This window comes from Streptomyces sp. GQ60, from assembly GCF_059758875.1.
The window spans coordinates 335460-352357 of sequence record NZ_JCAXEG010000003.1; the positions used below are offsets into that span (position 1 = coordinate 335460).

Sequence of the window (16898 nt, forward strand, 5' to 3'; positions counted from 1 at the left end):
CTGCTTCCGCTCTGTACCCGGTCCCGTATCTGACGGATCGGTCTAGCTTTGGTTGAAGAACCCGCCCTCCGCGATGCGGGCCTTGTCCTCCGCCGTGACATCGACGTTAGCAGGAGACAGCAGGAACACCTTCTGTGTCACGCGTTCAATGCTGCCGTGCAGACCGAAGACGAGGCCTGCGGCGAAGTCGACCAGACGCTTCGCGTCCGTGTCGTCCATCTCCGTGAGATTCATGATCACCGGAGTGCCCTCACGGAAGTGTTCCCCGATGGTACGGGCCTCGTTGTAGGTCCGGGGGTGCAGCGTCGTGATGCGGTACGGCTCCCGCTCGGAGACGACCTTGGGCATGATCACGGGGGCGTTCTTCTCCAGATTCGAGCGTTCGGGTGTGATGGACGCCACGGGGGCGATTCGCGCAGGACGTCCGTTTTCAACCGGCATTGGGATGGGTTCCCGTGGCGCCGGGGGCTGGGAGACTCGTACCGGTTCGTCCGATACGGGCGTTTGATGCGAAACGGGTGGCTGTCGGCGGTCCCGCTCGCGCGACCGCTCCGGCTCCGGCTCGGGTTCGAACTCGTCGTCGGGGTCGTACCCCGGGTTGTCGTACCGGTCGTCCTCCACGAGGCCGAGGTAGACCGCCATCTTGCGCATCGCGCCGGCCATTCTCTGAGTCCTCCGCTCTGTGGTGGATCGCCCTGTCGCAGGTGTATCGCCGTGTCGCGAATGTCACCAACTGCCCGCGATCCACGTGGCCTGTCCGCTCATCAGCGGAAATGACCATATTTTCTGCTGTGGTCCGACTTTCTTCGCGACGTTACCCGAGCCGGGGTCTCGCGCCGAGTACCGCAGTGCCGACGCGTACATGTGTCGCACCGGCCGCAACGGCCTGTTCCAGGTCTGCGCTCATCCCGGCCGACACCATCGTGGCAGCCGGATGGTCCGCGCGCAGGCGGGATGACAATTCCACCAGCCGCTCGAAGGCCGCTTGTTCGCGTCCCGCGTAGCGCCCGGCCAGCGGAGCGACCGTCATGATCCCGTCGATGCGCAGTCCGGGGGCCGCCGCCACGAGGTCCGCCAACTCGGCGAGCTGCTCGGGCGCCGCGCCGCCGCGGGCCCCCCGTTCGCCCGACTCGGCGTCGAGGGCGATCTGCACCAGGCAGCCCAGTTCCCGTCCGGCTCCTTCCGCGGCACCCGAGAGGGCCGTGACGAGCTTGGGTCGGTCGACGGACTGCACGAGGTGCGCGTATCCCGCCACGGAACGGACTTTGTTCGTCTGCAACTGGCCGACGAAGTGCCAGGTGAGCGGCAGATCCGCACAGGCCTCGGCCTTGGGGGCCGCGTCCTGGTCCCGGTTTTCCGCCACGTGACGGACACCCAGGTCCGCCAGCAGTCGTACGTCGTTCGCCGGATAGGTCTTGGTGACCACGATCAGGGTCACCTCTTCCCGCTTGCGGCCGGCGGCCGCGCAGGCGGCCCCGATCCGCTCCTCCACCCGCGCGAGGTTCTCGGCGAGCTCGGACTTACGATCCGTCATTCTTCAGTCCAACCAGACATATCCGGCAAGCCGCCCGGTCATCCGGTCGCGGCGGTACGAGAAGTGGTCCCGCGACTCCAGTGTGCAGACCGGGGAACGGCCGAGGTCGGCCACCCCCGCCTCCGCGAGCTGCGCGTGCACTCCGGCCACCACGTCGACGGACGGTGTTCCCCAGCTCGTCTCGGCGTACGCGGCCGGCACCACCTCGGCGACCGACGCCCGCATCTCGGCGGGAACCTCGTAACAGCGCCCGCACACCGCCGGTCCGGTACGGGCCACCATGCGCGCGGGGTCGGCTCCGAGCGAGACCATCGCCTCGACGGCGGCGCCCACGACTCCGGCGACCAGCCCGGGCCGCCCGGCGTGGGCGGCTCCCGCGATGCCGGCGACGGGGTCGGCCAGCAGGACGGGCGTGCAGTCGGCGGTGAGGACCGCGAGGGGCAGCCCCCGACGGGCGGTCACCACCGCGTCCACCGCGGGGATCTTCTGATCCGGGCCCCACGGGCCGTCGACCACCGCCACGTCCCGGCCGTGCACCTGGTTCATCCAGACCACCCGGTCCGCCGCGATGCCCAGCGCCTTCGCCGCGGCGGCCCGGTTCGCGCGAACGGCGGCCGGGTCGTCTCCGACCGCGCCGCCGAGATTGAGCTCCTCGTACGGAACGGCGCTCACCCCGCCCCACCGGTCGGTGAAGGCGAAGCGGGCGCCGCTCTCGCTGTACTGCTCCAGGGTCACTTCAAGAAGTCCGGGACGTCCAGTTCCTCGGCCGGGCTGTCCTGGTACGGCCGGGCCGTCGGGACCTGCGGGGCCGGAGCCTCGGCGACCGGGACCGGCTCGCTGCGGACCGGCTCCTCGCGCGGGGTGACCGAGCCGAGTCCGCCGAAGGCCGGGCGGACCGGTTCGGCGGCACGGACCGGAGCCGGAGCCGGCTCCTCGCGCTTGGTGGAGGCCGCGCCGATGACGTTGTCGCGGCGGGCCGGGGGCTGTCCGCCGTCGAACCCGGCCGCGATGACGGTGACCCGCACCTCGTCGCCGAGCGCGTCGTCGATGACGGCTCCGAAGATGATGTTCGCCTCGGGGTGCGCGGCCTCGCTCACCAGCTGCGCGGCCTCGTTGATCTCGAAGAGACCGAGGTCCGAGCCACCGGAGATGGAGAGCAGCACGCCGCGGGCGCCGTCGATGGACGCCTCCAGCAGCGGCGAGGAGATCGCCATCTCGGCGGCGGCCACCGCGCGGTCGTCGCCGCGGGCCGAGCCGATGCCCATCAGGGCCGAGCCCGCCTCGGACATCACGGACTTGACGTCCGCGAAGTCGAGGTTGATCAGACCCGGGGTGGTGATGAGGTCGGTGATGCCCTGGACGCCGGACAGCAGGACCTGGTCCGCCGACTTGAAGGCGTCGAGGACGCTGACCTGGCGGTCCGAGATGGACAGCAGGCGGTCGTTGGGGATGACGATGAGGGTGTCGACCTGCTCGCGGAGCTGGGCGATGCCGTCCTCGGCCTGGTTCGCGCGGCGCCGGCCCTCGAAGGTGAACGGCCGGGTGACCACACCGATCGTCAGGGCGCCCAGCGAGCGCGCGATGTTGGCGACGACGGGTGCGCCGCCCGTTCCGGTGCCGCCGCCTTCACCGGCGGTGACGAAGACCATGTCGGCCCCCTTGAGGACCTCCTCGATCTCCTCGCGGTGGTCCTCTGCCGCCTTGCGACCGACATCCGGGTTGGCCCCGGCGCCGAGACCGCGGGTGAGTTCCCGGCCGACGTCGAGCTTGACGTCGGCGTCGCTCATCAACAGCGCCTGGGCGTCTGTGTTGATGGCGATGAACTCGACGCCCTTGAGACCGACCTCGATCATTCGGTTGATGGCATTGACACCACCGCCGCCGACACCGATGACCTTGATGACTGCGAGGTAGTTCTGCGGTGCTGCCACGTCGAAGGCCTCTCGCCTCGAGTTACGTGTCGTTCGCCTCGCGGGCCTGCGGTGCGACGACTGATGCCGAAATTGGGACGGTCCGTACACGCCGACCCGAACCCTAACCCTGAAGTTTAGGGTTATGAGTGTGTCTGTTCCTTGGACTCTTCCGAACAGGACACTAAGTCGACAAGTAGCGCGTGTTCAACGAACACGCCGAACCTCCCGTTTTTCTTTTCACCCTATGTGATCACCCGTATCGGTGGCCAACCAGGGTGCGACGCTGTTCGACCAGACGTCAACTACCGGACACCGCCGGGGCGGTGGGGACGCTCACGTCGAACCGTTCGGCCTTGGGCGAGGCCTTGAGGAGTGCCGTCAGCGCGCGGCCCTTCGCCTCGCCCTGTTCCCCGCTCCCCCAGACCACCGACCGGCCGCCGGTCAACTCCAGCACCACCGAGTCGTAGGAGCGGACCGTGACCTGCACGGTCTCCTTGCGGACGGATTCCGGGAGGACGCCGGCGATGACGACGGCCTCGCGCAGCAGCCGTTCCTCGTCGAAACGGCGGCCGCTCGGAGACTGCCGGGAGCTCAGTTCGAGGAGCGGAACACCCTTCGGCGCTTGTCCGACCGTGTCGAATCGCACACCGGAACCGTCCACTTCCACGAACTGCGCGTCCTTCTTGATGAGCAGAACGGGCTTGCGTTCCGTCACCTTCAGCCCGATTCCGTGCGGCCAGGCCCGCACCACATCGACCGAATCGATACGGGGCAGGCGGCCGCGGAGCCGGGCTTCGATCTCGTCGGTGTCCACGGACACCAGGGGTGCGCCGACGGGAACGGCCGCCGCCGCCAGCACCTGTTCCCGGGTCAGGACCTCGGTGCCGGCCGCGGTGACCTTCTCGACCCGGAGCCAGGAGGACCCGTAGAGCACCCACGTGCAGCCGACGGCCAGGAGCAGCGCGAGGACCAGGCCGGCGACCACGAGGGGTCCCCGGCTCAGCCGTCCCGGAAGCCTCCCGCCGGGGCGCGGCCCGCGGGATCCCCCGGGGCCGGACCCCTCGGGCGGCTCCGGGGACTTGGGGGCCTTCGGGGACCCCAGCCGCTTGAGGGGGCCGGAGCCCTTCCCGGCGGCTCCCGGACCGCCACGCCGCGCGGTGCTCGCTCCGGCCACTCCTGTGCCTCCTGCGTCGGTGCTTCCCGCGTCAGCGGGCTCTGTTGGCTGCGATCGCCTCGTACACCATGCCGACGAGCAGCTCGTCGGCGTCGCGGCGGCCGAACTCGGCGGCCGCGCGGGACATCTCGTACAGGCGGTGCGGGTCGGACAGGACCGGGAGGACGTGGCTGAGCACCCACTGGGGCGTCAGTTCCGCGTCGTCCACGAGCAGGCCGCCGCCGGCCTTGACCACCGGCTGGGCGTTGAGCCGCTGTTCGCCGTTGCCGATCGGCAGCGGGACGTAGGCGGCCGGCAGCCCGACGGCGGACAGTTCGGCGACGGTCATCGCGCCCGCGCGGCAGAGCATCATGTCGGCGGCGGCGTACGCGAGATCCATCCGGTCCACGTACGGTACCGGCACATAAGGCGGCATCCCGGGCATGTTGTCGACACGCGGCAGTTCGTTCTTCGGGCCGACCGCGTGCAGGATCTGGATCCCGGAGCGCTGGAGGGTCGGTGCGACCTGCTCGATCACCTCGTTGAGACGGCGGGCACCCTGCGAACCGCCGGAGACCAGCAGCGTGGGCAGGTTGGGGTCCAGGCCGAAGGCGGCGCGCGCCTCCGGGCGGACCAGCGCCCGGTCGAGGGTGGAGATGGAGCGGCGCAGCGGGATGCCAACGTAGCGGGCGCCGCGCAGCTTGCTGTCGGGGGTGGAGACCGCGACGGCGTGCGCGTACCGGGAGCCGATCTTGTTGGCCAGTCCGGGGCGCGCGTTGGCCTCGTGGACGATGATCGGCACTCCGAGGCGCTTGGCCGCGAGGTAGCCGGGCAGGGCCACGTAGCCGCCGAAGCCGACGACGCAGTCGGCCTTGGTGCGCAGGAGGATCTCCTCCGCGGCCTTGATGGTGCCGCGCAGCCGTCCTGGGACGGTGATCAGCTCGGGCGTGGGCCTACGGGGCAGCGGAACGGCCGGGATCAGTCCCAGCTCGTAGCCGCGCTCGGGCACCAGGCGGGTTTCGAGTCCGCGTTCGGTGCCGAGGGCGGTGATGCCCACGGAAGGGTCCTGCCTGCGCAGGGCGTCCGCGAGGGCGAGCGCGGGCTCGATGTGGCCGGCGGTCCCCCCACCGGCGAGTACGACATGCACCGAAATTCACCGCTCTCCGGACGGACGCTTCTTGACGCGCCGTCTCATCGACTTCCATCTCTGCCCGGTCCGCTGCCGGCCGTTCTTGGGCCTCCGCATCGCGAGCGCCGCCCGTGCCGCCGGCTCCTCACGCGCGAAGGCGATGAGCAGTCCGACCGCGAACATGGTCGGCAGCAAGGCCGACCCGCCGTAGGAGAACAGCGGGAGCGGGACCCCGGCGATCGGCAGCAGACCGAGCACCGCACCGATGTTGATCACGGCTTGCGCCGTGATCCAGGTGGTCACGCCTCCCGCGGCAAACCGTACGAAGGGGTCCTCCGTGCGTCCGGCCACGCGGATACCCGCATAGCCTAGGGCCGCGAACAGGGCCAGCACCGACAGCGTCCCCGCCAGACCCAGTTCCTCGCCGGTGATGGCGAAGATGAAGTCGGTGTGGGCCTCTGGCAGTTGCCCCCATTTTTCCACACTGGCACCCAGCCCGGAACCGAACCATCCGCCCGATGCGAGGGCGTAGATTCCGTGGACCGCCTGCCAGCACAGCCCGTTCTCGGGCAGTTCGGTCACCCCGATGCACTGGAGCCGGTCCATGCGGTGCGGGCTGGTCTTGATGAGCAGGGCGACGAGCACGCCCACGAAGGCCAGTACCGCGGCGAACATCCGCGTCGGGGCCCCGGCCAGCCACAGCAGGCCGAACAGGATGGCTCCGAGGATCATCGCGGTGCCCATGTCCCCGCCCAGCATGATGAGCCCGAGCAGCAGGAAGGTGACCGGGACCAGCGGCACCAGCAGGTGTTTCCACTGGCTCAGCAGGTCCTTGTCGCCCTTGCGCGCCAGCAGGTCGGCGCCCCAGAGGATGAGGGCGAGTTTGCCGAACTCACTGGGCTGGAGCATGAACGGACCGCCAAGGGAGATCCAATTCTGGTTGCCGTTGATCGACACCCCTATCCCGGGCACCTGGACCAGGACCATCAGGAAGAGGGTGCCGGTGAGCACCGGATAGGACAGGGCCCGGTGGAGCTTGACGGGCATCCGGGAGGCCAGGAGCAGCAGCCCGGTGCCGATCGCGGCCGCCAGGAACTGCTTCTTGAAGAAGTAGGCGTCGCCCAGGCCGAGCTGGAGCGCCTTGATCATGGAGGCCGAGTAGACCATCACCAGGCCGAGCACGGTGATGAGCAGCGAGCTGCCGAAGATCAGGTAATACGCCGTGAGGGGCCGGTCCCAGGCCCGGCGCAACTGCCGTTGCGTACGCCGCAGCCGGGTCAGCGGGCCGCCCCCGGAGGAACGCCCGGTACGCGCCGCGGGGCGCCCCCGGCCCAGCGCCCCGCCGGCCCTGGGGCCCCTGGGTGCGCCGGCTTTGGCGCCCCTGCCCTCTCTGGCGGACTGGGCGGCCTTGGCGGACTTGTCGGCTGACGGCCGCCGCCCCGGCAGCACTTGCTTGGCCGGCATCTGTGATCTTCCCCTCCAACTCGTACGAGGCGAGCAGCCGGTCGGCCGGAGGGAACCTGCCCTGGATCGAACCGGACCCAGGGGTGTTCCTAGGCCTGCTCGGCGGCCAGTTCGCGCACCGCGTCGGCGAACGCGTCCCCACGCTTGCCGTAGTTCGCGAACATGTCCATCGAGGCGCAGGCAGGTGCCAGCAGAACCGTGTCGCCGGGCTCCGCGAGCCGGGCCGCTTCCCGGACCGCCGCGAGCATCGCCCCAGTGTCGGTCCGTGCGAGGTCCACGACCGGGACCTCCGGGGCGTGTCGCGCCAGTGCCTCGGCGATCAGGGCCCGGTCGGCACCGATCAGTACGACGCCGCGCAGCCGCTTCGCAGCCTTCTGTACGAGCTCGTCGAAGGTCGCGCCCTTGGCGAGGCCGCCGGCGATCCAGACGACCGGCTCGAAGGCCGCCAGGGAGGCTTCCGCGGCATGGGTGTTGGTGGCCTTGGAGTCGTCCACGTACGTGACCCCGCCCACCTCGTCCACGCGGCTGACGCGGTGGGCGTCCGGCCGGAAGTCGCGCAGTCCGTCGCGGACGGCGCGCGGTTCCACACCGAAGGCGCGGGCCAGGGCCGCGGCGGCGAGGGCGTTGGCGATGTTGTGCGGGGCCGGCGGGTTGACGTCCGCGACCTCGGCGAGTTCCTGGGCGTTCTTCTGCCGGTTCTCCACGAAGGCCCGGTCGACGAGGATGCCGTCGACGACGCCGAACATGGAGGGTCCGGGAGCTCCGAGGGTGAAGCCGATGGCCCGGCAGCCCTCTTCCACGTCCGCCTCGACGACGAGGTCCTCGGTGGCACCCTTGTCGGCGGCATCGGCGTTGTAGACGCAGGCGACCGTGTTGCCCTCGTAGATCCGGCCCTTGTCGGCGGCGTACGCCTCCATGGAGCCGTGCCAGTCGAGGTGGTCCGGTGCCAGGTTCAGGACGGCCGCGGAGTGCGGGCGCACCGAGGGCGCCCAGTGCAGCTGGTAGCTGGAGAGCTCGACGGCGAGTACGTCGTAGCGCTCCTCGCCGAGCACCACGTCGATGATCGGGGTGCCGATGTTCCCGACGGCCGCGGTCTTGAGGCCTGCGGCCTTCAGGATCGAGGCGAGCATCTGGGTGGTGGTCGTCTTGCCGTTGGTACCGGTGATGGCGAGCCAGGGAGCCGGTTCCCCGCGGGACCCGCCGGACCGGGCGGCACGCCGGTCCTCGGCGACCTCGCGCAGCAGCCAGGCGATCTCGACGTCGCCCACGACGTCCACGCCGGCCGCGGCGGCGGCCGCGAACAGCGGGCTGTCGGGCTTCCAGCCCGGGGAGGTGACCACGAGGTCCGTGCCCTCGGGCAGGACGTCGCCCGCCCGTACGGCGCCGTCCGGGCTGCCGAGGCGGACCTCGATGCCCAGCTCCGCGAGCTCGGCGGCCCGCGCACGGTGCGCGTCGCCGTCGCCGTTGTCGACGACGGTCACCCGCGCACCGAGCCCGGCCAGGGCGCGCGCGGCGCTGATGCCGCTCACGCCGAGGCCGGCGACGGTGATGTTCTTGCCGTGCCAGGCGGTCACTTGTCGGCTGCCCATCCCGCGTAGAAGACTCCGAGGCCCACGATCACGCACATGCCCTGGATGATCCAGAACCGGACGACGACCAGGACTTCGGACCACCCCTTGAGTTCGAAGTGGTGCTGCAGCGGTGCCATCCGGAAGACGCGCTTGCCGGTCAGCTTGAAGGAGCCGACCTGGATGACGACCGACATGGTGATCAGGACGAAGAGGCCGCCGAGGAGCGCCATCAGGAACTCCGTGCGGGAGCAGATCGCGAGGCCGGCGAGCGCGCCGCCGAGGGCCAGCGAACCGGTGTCGCCCATGAAGATCTTGGCGGGCGAGGTGTTCCACCACAGGAAGCCGAAGCAGGCGCCCATCAGGGCGGCGGCGACGACCGCGAGGTCCAGTGGGTCGCGCACCTCGAAACAGGCGCCCGGGTTGGTCAGGGTCTGCGCGTTGGCGCAGGATTCCTGGTACTGCCAGACGCCGATGAAGGTGTACGCGCCGAAGACCATCACGGCGGCGCCGGTGGCCAGGCCGTCGAGGCCATCGGTCAGGTTCACGCCGTTGGACATCGCCAGGATCATGAACAGCGCCCAGACCACGAACAGCACCGGGCCGATCGACCAGCCGAAGTCCGTGACGAACGACAGCTTGGTGGAGGCCGGGGCGAGTCCGCGCGCGTCCTTGAACTGCAGCGCGAGCACCGCGAAGGCGATGCCGACGATCAGCTGGCCGGACATCTTGGCCTTGGCCCGCAGACCGAGCGAACGCTGCTTGACGATCTTGATGTAGTCGTCGAGGAAGCCCACCACGCCCATGCCCGCCATCAGCATGAGGACGAGGAGGCCCGAGAAGGTCGGCTGGCTTCCGGTGATCACCTTGGTGAGGGCGTACGCGATCAGCGTGGCCAGGATGAAGGAGATGCCGCCCATGGTGGGCGTGCCCTTCTTCCCGGCGTGGCCGCGCGGCCCGTCGTCCCGGATGAACTGGCCGTAGCCCTTGCGGGCCAGACCCTTGATCAGCAGCGGGGTGCCGATGAGCGTGAGGAAGAGTCCGATGACTCCGGAGAACAGGATCTGCCTCATCGGCCGGCGACCTCGCCGTCGAGCAGGGCCTCGGCCACCCGCTCCAGACCGGCTGACCTGGAAGCCTTCACCAGCACGACGTCTCCCGGGCGCAGTTCACTGCGCAACAGGTCGACCGCCGCCTGCGCGTCGGACACGAGCACCGACTCCTCACCCCACGAACCCTCGTTATATGCGCCCAGTTGCAGCCAGGAGGCTTCCCTGCCCCCGACCGCGACCAGCTTGCTCACGTTGAGCCGGACGACAAGCCGTCCGACCGCGTCGTGCTCGGCGAGCGCGTCGTCACCGAGCTCGGCCATCGGGCCGAGCACCGCCCACGTGCGGCCCCCGTGCGCCTTGCCGGCGCCGCCCATCGCGGCGAGTGCGCGCAGTGCGGCCCGCATGGACTCGGGGTTTGCGTTGTAGGCGTCGTTGACGATCGTCACACCGTCCGCCCGCTCGGTGACCTCCATCCGCCACCGGGACAGGCTGCCCGCCCCGGAGAGCGCGGTGGCGATCTCCTCGACGGTCATGCCCAGCACGTGGGCGACGGCGGCCGCGGCGAGCGCGTTCGACACGTGGTGCTCACCGTACAGCCGCAAGGTCACGTCGCTGCACCCGGTCGGTGTTCGCAATGTGAAGGAAGCCTGTCCTCTGTCCGTCATCCGGACTTCGGTGGCCCGGATTTCGGCGTCCTCGGCCTCGCCGAACAGCACCGTACGGGCCTTCGTGCGCCCGGCCATGGCACGTACCAGCAGGTCATCGGCGTTGAGGACGGCGACGCCGCCCTCCGCCTCGGACGGCAGGGCCTCGACGAGCTCGCCCTTGGCCTGCGCGATCTGCTCCCGGCCGCCGAACTCCCCGATGTGCGCGGTGCCTACGTTGAGGACCAGACCGATCCGCGGGGGCGTCAGTCCGGCGAGGTAGCTGATGTGGCCGATGCCGCGGGCGCCCATCTCCAGGACCAGGTGCTGCGTGTCCTCGGTGACCCGCAGCGTCGTGATCGGCAGGCCGATCTCGTTGTTGAGGTTCCCGGGGGTCCACACGGTCGGCGCGTGGTGCTGCAGGACCTGGGCGATCAGGTCCTTGGTCGAGGTCTTGCCGGCGGAGCCGGTGAGGGCCACGACGTCGGTGCCCAGCCGTTCGACGACGGCTCGGGCGAGCGCTCCGAGGGCGGCCACCACGTCGGGGACGACGATGGCCGGGACACCGACGGGCCGGGTCGCGAGGACGCCCACGGCGCCGGCGGCCAGGGCGCGTTCGGCATAGTCGTGGCCGTCCACCCGCTCCCCGACGAAGGCGGCGAACAGGCTGCCGGCCTCGACCTCGCGGGAGTCGTAGACCACGGGGCCGGTGACCACGGCGGACGGATCCGGTATGTCGTGGGGCTGCCCGCCGGTGATGTCGGCGATCTCGGCGAGGGAGAGGGCGATCACTGGTTCACCTCGGCCTGTCGGGGACGCTGGCGTGCTTGGGTCTCGATGGCCGCGCGCAGGACGGCGCGGTCGTCGAAGGGGCGTACGACGCCCGCGGTGTCCTGGCCCTGCTCGTGGCCCTTGCCGGCCACCAGCACGGTGTCCCCCGCCTCGGCGCGCGCGACGACGGCGGCGATGGCCGCCGCCCGGTCGGCGTCGACCAGGACGGTGCCGCGCTCGGCGGGCGGCACGGACACGGCGCCGCGGAACATCGCGGCGAGGATCGCGAGGGGGTCCTCGGAGCGCGGGTTGTCGGAGGTCAGTACGGCGGTGTCGGCGAACCGTGCGGCCGCGGCGCCCATCGGGGCCCGCTTGGTGGTGTCGCGGTCGCCGCCGCAGCCGAGTACGACGTGCAGCTTGCCGGTGGTGACCTCGCGCAGGGCCCGCAGCACCGATTCGACGGCGTCCGTCTTGTGCGCGTAGTCCACGACGGCCAGGTACGGCTGTCCCGCGTCGACCCGCTCCAGCCGGCCGGGCACCCCGGGGACCGCGGCGACGCCGTCGGCGGCGGTCTGCGGGTCGAGGCCGGCGGCGGCGAGGGTGACGACGGCCGCGACGGTGTTGGCCACGTTGAACGGGCCGGGCAGCGGGGCGGTGGCCCGCACCCGCTCGCCCGCGGGACCCACCAGGGTCAGGGTCGAGTCCATGTGGTGCGAGACCACGTCCACGGCCCGCCAGTCGGCGGCCGGGTCGCCCGCGGCGGAGAAGGTGACGACCGGGATCGGCGACTCCTTGGCGAGGCGGCGGCCGTACTCGTCGTCGATGTTGACCACGCCGAGGCGGGCGCGGCGCTCCGTGAAGAGCTGCGCCTTGGCCTGGAAGTAGTCCTCCATGTCGGAGTGGAACTCCATGTGCTCCGGGCTCAGGTTGTTGAAGACGGCCACGTCGAAGACGCAGCCGTCGACCCGTCCGAGCACCAGGGCGTGGCTGGAGACCTCCATGGCGACGGCCTCGACGCCGCGTTCGCGCATGACCGCGAAGAGCGCCTGCAGGTCGGTGGCCTCGGGGGTGGTGCGCTCGGACTTGATGCGCTCGTCGCCGACGCGCATCTCGACGGTGCCGATGAGCCCCGTCGTGCGTCCGGCGCCGCGCAGGCCGCCCTCGACGAGGTACGCCGTGGTGGTCTTGCCGGACGTGCCGGTGATGCCGATCTGGAGCAGGGCCTCGCCCGGCCGTCCGTAGACCGCGGCGGCCAGTTCTCCCATCCGTCCGCGCGGGTCGGCGACGGCGAGGACCGGGAGTCCGGTGGCCGCGGCGCGCTCCGCGCCGGCCGGATCGGTCAGCACGGCGGCGGCGCCGAGGGCGGCCGCCTGCGCGGCGAAGTCCGCGCCGTGCAGCTTGGCGCCCGGCAGGGCCGCGTACAGGTCTCCGGGGCGCACGGCACGGGAATCGTGCGTGATGCCGGTGATCCTCGACGGAGCGCCCGGGGCGCCCGGGGCGCCGTGGGCCGCGACTCCCAGCAGCTCCGCCAGCTCGCCGAGGGGGGTCGGGCGGACGGACAGGGGGCGTGGCGCTCCCGGCGGCGCTGCCGGTGCGTCGTTCTGGGTGGTTCTGGGCTGATCAGCGTGGGGCACGGCGGTGAGCGTACCGGGCCCGGCGGGCCGCTCGCGAAGCGAGGGCCCGGCTTCGGGGGCGGCGGACGCGTGGTTCCCGGATTCGGGGGTGATCGTTGTCACTGATGGTGCCTCACGCTTTTCTGGGGCTGGCCGGCCGGGGTCGCGGTCACTGGCCCGGCTGCGGGCTCGGCTGGGGGCCGGGCTGCGCGCCGGGTTCGTAGGTGACCGGGAGTCCGGCGGGGGCGGTTCCGGTGGGAGCGACCTGGAGGGTTTTGAGGGCGAACTCCATGACCTTCTTGTAGATGGGCCCGCAGATCTGGCCACCGAAGTAACTGCCCTTGGTGGGGTTCTGGATGGCGCAGTAGACGGTGACGCGGGGGTTGTCCGCGGGTGCGAATCCCGCGAAGGAGGCGGTGTAGCCCTTGTAGCGGCCGGTGGCCGGATCCACCCGGTTGGAGGTGCCGGTCTTGCCGCCGACCCGGTAGCCGGGGATGCGGGCCTTGGTGCCGGTGCCCTCCTGGTCGTCGACCACCGACTCCAGCATTTCCGCGAGGGTCTTGGCGGTCTCCTTGCTGACCACCTGGTTCTTCTCGGGCGCCGGGGCCGGGGTGAAGCGGCCGTCGGGGCCCTTGGTTCCGCGGACCAGGGTCGGGGCGATGCGGACCCCGCCATTGGCGATGGTCGAGTAGACGGAGGCCGCCTGCATGGCGTTGAGGGACAGGCCCTGGCCGAAGGGGATCGTGTACTGCTGGGAAGTGGACCACTTCTCGGGCGGGGCGAGGATGCCGCGGGACTCGCCGGGATAGCCGAGCCCGGTGGGCCGGCCGATGCCGAACTTGTCCAGGTACGAGTACAGGACCTTGTTGGCCTCGGGCTGCGTCGGGCCGAGCTGGCCGGTGGCCAGGATGGTGCCGATGTTGGAGGACTTGGCCAGGACCCCGTTGAGGGTCAGGTACCAGGTCGGGTGGTCGATGTCGTCCTTGAAGAGCCGGTCGCCGCGGTGCAGCCGGTTGGGGACCTCGACGTGGGTGCCGGGCACGGCCTTCTTCTCCTCCAGCACGGCCGCCATCGACATCACCTTGGCGGTGGAGCCGGGCTCGTACACGTCCTGGAGGGCGGCGTTGCCCATCGCGGCGGAACTGGCCTTGGAGAGGTCGTTGGGGTCGAAGCCGGGGGCGTTGGCCATGGCGAGGACCTCGCCCGTCCGGGTGTCCTGGACGATGACGTACCCGCGGTCGGCCTCCGACTTGGCGACCTGCTCGGTGATGGCGCTCTGCGCGGCCCACTGGATGTCGCGGTCGATGGTCAGCTCGATGTCCTCGCCGGGCACGGCGGGCTTCTCGCTGGATCCCGCGGTCGGCACGCGTCGGCCGCCCGATTGGGCGTACGTGAGCTCGCCGTCCTTGCCGGCCAGCTTCTTGTCCAGGGAGGACTCCAGGCCGCCGCCGCCCTTGCCCTCGGCGTTGACGTAACCCAGTATCCCGGCGGCGAGGTCGCCGTTCGGGTACACGCGCTTGCTGCTGTTCTCGTTGAACACGCCGGCCAGGACGTTGGCGCCGGGGCCGTTGTTCTTCTTGTCCGCGGACGCCTTCTCGGCGAAGACCTTCTTGAGGTCCTTGATCTGGTTCCAGACCTGGGGGGTCTGGCGGCGGGCGAGGACGACGTAGCGGGTGTTCTTCGTCTTCAGGCGCTCGGCGAGCTCCTTGGCGTCCTTGCCGAGGATCGGCGCGAGGAGGGCCGCCGCCTGCTCGGGAGCGTCGGGGGCCTTGCTCTCCTGCACCGTGAACATGTGCGGGTCCGCGGTGATGTCGTACGCGTCCACGCTGGTGGCGAGCGCCACGCCCTTGCGGTCGGTGATCTCCCCGCGCTCGGCGGCCAGGGTGTAGCTGGCGAAGCGGTTCTCGGAGGCCTTGGCGGAGTACGCCGACGCGTCGACGGCCTGCACCTGGAGCAGCCGTACGACGAACGCCAGCATCACCAGCGTCAGCCCGACGCTGACCAGGCGCAGCCGGGGCTTGGGGGCGCCGAGCCGGATCGTGTGCGGCTTCCTCGCGGGGGCGGGGCGGCGGGTGGCGGGCCTGGCGGCCGGCCGGGCCGAAGCCCGCGCCGGGGCCCCGCCGGGCCGGGGCCGCCCGGGGCCGGGCACCCGTCGGCGTGGCGGCTCCTGCGGGCTCATGCGGCGGCCCCCCGGGAGTGTGCGGAACCCGGCTGCGCCGGAGCCCCTGGGGCGCAGCCCCAGACCCCGCTCCTCAAACGCCGGAGGGGCTGGATTTGGCCGATGCCGGCCTGGACGTGCGGGCCGCGCCCGCCGAAATCAGCCCCTCCGGCGTTTGCGGAGCGGGGGTCCGGGGGCTGGACCCGGGCGACGGCGCCGCACGCGGCAACGGGTCCGGGGCGGAGCTCCGGGGACACCCCCAGCCCGTCCGGCGCTTGAGGACCGGGCCCGGGCAGGCCCGGGGAACGGTGGAAGGGCGGGGAGGGGACATGCCCCGCAGGGGTACGCGTCACGACGTCACCGTCCAGGGGTCTGGGAAGGCTGAGTGGCTCCGCCCGACGGGGCGGCGGGGGCGGCCGGAGCGACTGCGCCCGACGGGGCCGGAGCGGCCGCCGCACCCGAGGGGGCCGGTGCCGGGGAGCCGGCCGGGCTCGGCACGGCTCCGCCCGGAGAGGGCGAGACCGGCGGCGCGGAGGCCGGCGGCGGCGGGGGCGGCGGCTCGGCGGCGGGAGACGCGGTACCGGCGACCTTGCCGTCGGGCCCGATGAAGACCGGGCTGCCGCCCGGCACCAGGCCCAGCTCGTGCGCCCGCCGCTGCAGCGCGTCGGGCGCCGAATAGCCGTCCACGTCCCGCTGCAGCGCCTGTTCCTCGTCCGTGAGCGCGGTGGTCTCCCGCTTCAGCTTGCTGAGCTGGAAGGAACCCTGGTTCAGCGCCGAGTTCAGCAGCAGCAGGCTGATCAGCCCGCCGCCGAGCAGCGCCACGACCAGCAGGACGAACGGAGTCCGCGCCGCCTGTCCGGCGACCGGTCCCCCCAGCACCCGCCCCAGCCGTTTCACAGCCGCGCCTCCCGGATGCGCTCCACCCCTCGGCAGCGGGCCGGCGCCGCACGCCGGTTCTGCGCAATCTCCTCCTCGGTCGGCAGCTCCGCACCGCGCGTCAGCAGCTTCAGCTTCGGCTGGTACTTCTCCGGCACGACCGGCAGCCCGGCCGGGGCCGTCGAGGTCGCGCCGGCCGCGAAGACCTGCTTGACGAGGCGGTCCTCCAGCGACTGGTACGAGAGCACGACGATCCGGCCGCCGACCGCGATCCGGTCCACGGCGGCGGGGATCGCCCGCTCCAGTCCGGACAGCTCGCCGTTGACCTCGATGCGCAGCGCCTGGAAGGTGCGCTTGGCCGGGTTGCCGCCGGTCCGCTTCGCCGCCTGCGGCAGGGCGTCGCGGATCAGTTCGACGAGGCGCGCGCTGTTGGTGAAGGGCTCCTTGTCCCGCTCGCGCACCACCGCGGACACGATCCGCTTAGCCTGCTTCTCCTCGCCGTACTGGCGCAGGATCCGGACCAGCTCGCCGGGCGCGTAGGTGTTGAGGACCTCGGCCGCGCTGATGCCCGTCGTCTGGTCCATGCGCATGTCGAGCGGGGCGTCCTGCGCATAGGCGAAGCCGCGGTCGGCCTCGTCGAGCTGCATGGAGGAGACGCCGAGGTCGAAGAGGATGCCCTGCACCGTGGGGATGCGCAGGCTGTCCAGTACGTCGGCCAGGTCGGCGTAGATGGCGTGGACGAGGGTGGCCCGGTCCCCGAAGGGCGCGAGGCGCTCCCCCGAGAGGCGCAGGGCTTCCTTGTCGCGGTCCAGGCCGATCAGGTGGGCCTCGGGGAACCGGGTGAGCAGGGCCTCGCTGTGGCCGCCGAGGCCGAGGGTGCAGTCGACGACGACGGCCCCGGGCCTCTCCAGTGCCGGGGCCAACAGGTCCAGGCACCGCTGGAGCATCACCGGGACGTGTCGGGACTCGCTAGTCAAAGCGCCCTCTCAGATAACGGCGCGGCAGGCATACGCCGCGCCGCGC

Annotated in this window: 14 protein-coding genes; all 14 read right to left on the bottom strand. The window is 71.5% G+C overall.

Features of this window, described 5'->3' with window-relative positions; genetic code table 11:
- Positions 1–42: 42 nt before the first annotated feature.
- Positions 43–663, bottom strand: coding sequence for a cell division protein SepF (locus tag AC6CKD_RS10190; protein ID WP_498326624.1), 621 nt, complete (start codon positions 661–663; stop codon positions 43–45).
- A 151-nt stretch (positions 664–814) separates the two neighbouring features.
- On the bottom strand, positions 815–1534 hold the full coding sequence (locus AC6CKD_RS10195) for a YggS family pyridoxal phosphate-dependent enzyme (protein ID WP_498326625.1): 720 nt from the start codon (positions 1532–1534) through the stop codon (positions 815–817).
- Positions 1535–1537: 3 nt separating this feature from the next.
- Complete coding sequence (gene pgeF / locus AC6CKD_RS10200; protein ID WP_498326627.1) at positions 1538–2269, bottom strand: peptidoglycan editing factor PgeF; 732 nt, start codon at positions 2267–2269, stop codon at positions 1538–1540.
- Entirely contained in the window at positions 2266–3465 is a 1200-nt protein-coding gene (gene ftsZ, locus AC6CKD_RS10205; RefSeq protein ID WP_385383890.1) for a cell division protein FtsZ, read from the bottom strand. Before ftsZ ends, pgeF begins: the two co-directional genes overlap by 4 nt.
- A gap of 280 nt (positions 3466–3745) precedes the next feature.
- The gene (locus AC6CKD_RS10210) at positions 3746–4621 is read right to left on the bottom strand and encodes a cell division protein FtsQ/DivIB (protein ID WP_498326628.1); all 876 of its coding nucleotides are present in this window, start codon (positions 4619–4621) and stop codon (positions 3746–3748) included.
- A gap of 31 nt (positions 4622–4652) precedes the next feature.
- Positions 4653–5747: an undecaprenyldiphospho-muramoylpentapeptide beta-N-acetylglucosaminyltransferase gene (gene murG / locus AC6CKD_RS10215; protein WP_498326629.1), complete on the bottom strand. Its 1095-nt coding sequence runs from the start codon at positions 5745–5747 to the stop codon at positions 4653–4655.
- A 6-nt stretch (positions 5748–5753) separates the two neighbouring features.
- Complete coding sequence (ftsW, locus tag AC6CKD_RS10220; protein ID WP_498326630.1) at positions 5754–7193, bottom strand: putative lipid II flippase FtsW; 1440 nt, start codon at positions 7191–7193, stop codon at positions 5754–5756.
- Positions 7194–7282: 89 nt separating this feature from the next.
- Positions 7283–8782, bottom strand: a complete 1500-nt coding sequence (gene murD, locus AC6CKD_RS10225; RefSeq protein ID WP_498326631.1) for a UDP-N-acetylmuramoyl-L-alanine--D-glutamate ligase — start codon at positions 8780–8782, stop codon at positions 7283–7285.
- A complete protein-coding gene (gene mraY / locus AC6CKD_RS10230) occupies positions 8764–9834 on the bottom strand; it encodes a phospho-N-acetylmuramoyl-pentapeptide-transferase (RefSeq protein ID WP_478689797.1) in 1071 nt (356 codons plus the stop codon). Before mraY ends, murD begins: the two co-directional genes overlap by 19 nt.
- On the bottom strand, positions 9831–11249 hold the full coding sequence (locus tag AC6CKD_RS10235; RefSeq protein WP_498326633.1) for a UDP-N-acetylmuramoyl-tripeptide--D-alanyl-D-alanine ligase: 1419 nt from the start codon (positions 11247–11249) through the stop codon (positions 9831–9833). Before AC6CKD_RS10235 ends, mraY begins: the two co-directional genes overlap by 4 nt.
- A complete protein-coding gene (locus AC6CKD_RS10240; RefSeq protein ID WP_498326634.1) occupies positions 11246–12964 on the bottom strand; it encodes a UDP-N-acetylmuramoyl-L-alanyl-D-glutamate--2,6-diaminopimelate ligase in 1719 nt (572 codons plus the stop codon). The genes AC6CKD_RS10235 and AC6CKD_RS10240 overlap by 4 nt, the downstream gene beginning before the upstream one ends.
- Positions 12965–13010: 46 nt before the next feature.
- Positions 13011–15020 (bottom strand): peptidoglycan D,D-transpeptidase FtsI family protein, encoded by a 2010-nt coding sequence (locus AC6CKD_RS10245; RefSeq protein WP_498326635.1) that lies wholly within the window; start codon positions 15018–15020, stop codon positions 13011–13013.
- 336 nt (positions 15021–15356) lie between these two features.
- Positions 15357–15896, bottom strand: a complete 540-nt coding sequence (ftsL, locus tag AC6CKD_RS10250) for a cell division protein FtsL (RefSeq protein ID WP_498326636.1) — start codon at positions 15894–15896, stop codon at positions 15357–15359.
- A complete protein-coding gene (gene rsmH / locus AC6CKD_RS10255) occupies positions 15893–16822 on the bottom strand; it encodes a 16S rRNA (cytosine(1402)-N(4))-methyltransferase RsmH (protein WP_498326952.1) in 930 nt (309 codons plus the stop codon). The genes ftsL and rsmH overlap by 4 nt, the downstream gene beginning before the upstream one ends.
- Between the last annotated feature and the right edge of the window lie 76 nt (positions 16823–16898).

Coding starts and splice junctions, on each gene's coding strand:
- AC6CKD_RS10245 (WP_498326635.1), bottom strand. CDS start 15,020: ATGAGCCCGCAGGAGCCGCCACGCCGACGGGTGCCCGGCCCCGGGCGG.
- AC6CKD_RS10195 (WP_498326625.1), bottom strand. CDS start 1,534: ATGACGGATCGTAAGTCCGAGCTCGCCGAGAACCTCGCGCGGGTGGAG.
- rsmH (WP_498326952.1), bottom strand. CDS start 16,822: ATGCTCCAGCGGTGCCTGGACCTGTTGGCCCCGGCACTGGAGAGGCCC.
- AC6CKD_RS10190 (WP_498326624.1), bottom strand. CDS start 663: ATGGCCGGCGCGATGCGCAAGATGGCGGTCTACCTCGGCCTCGTGGAG.
- ftsW (WP_498326630.1), bottom strand. CDS start 7,193: ATGCCGGCCAAGCAAGTGCTGCCGGGGCGGCGGCCGTCAGCCGACAAG.
- murD (WP_498326631.1), bottom strand. CDS start 8,782: ATGGGCAGCCGACAAGTGACCGCCTGGCACGGCAAGAACATCACCGTC.
- mraY (WP_478689797.1), bottom strand. CDS start 9,834: ATGAGGCAGATCCTGTTCTCCGGAGTCATCGGACTCTTCCTCACGCTC.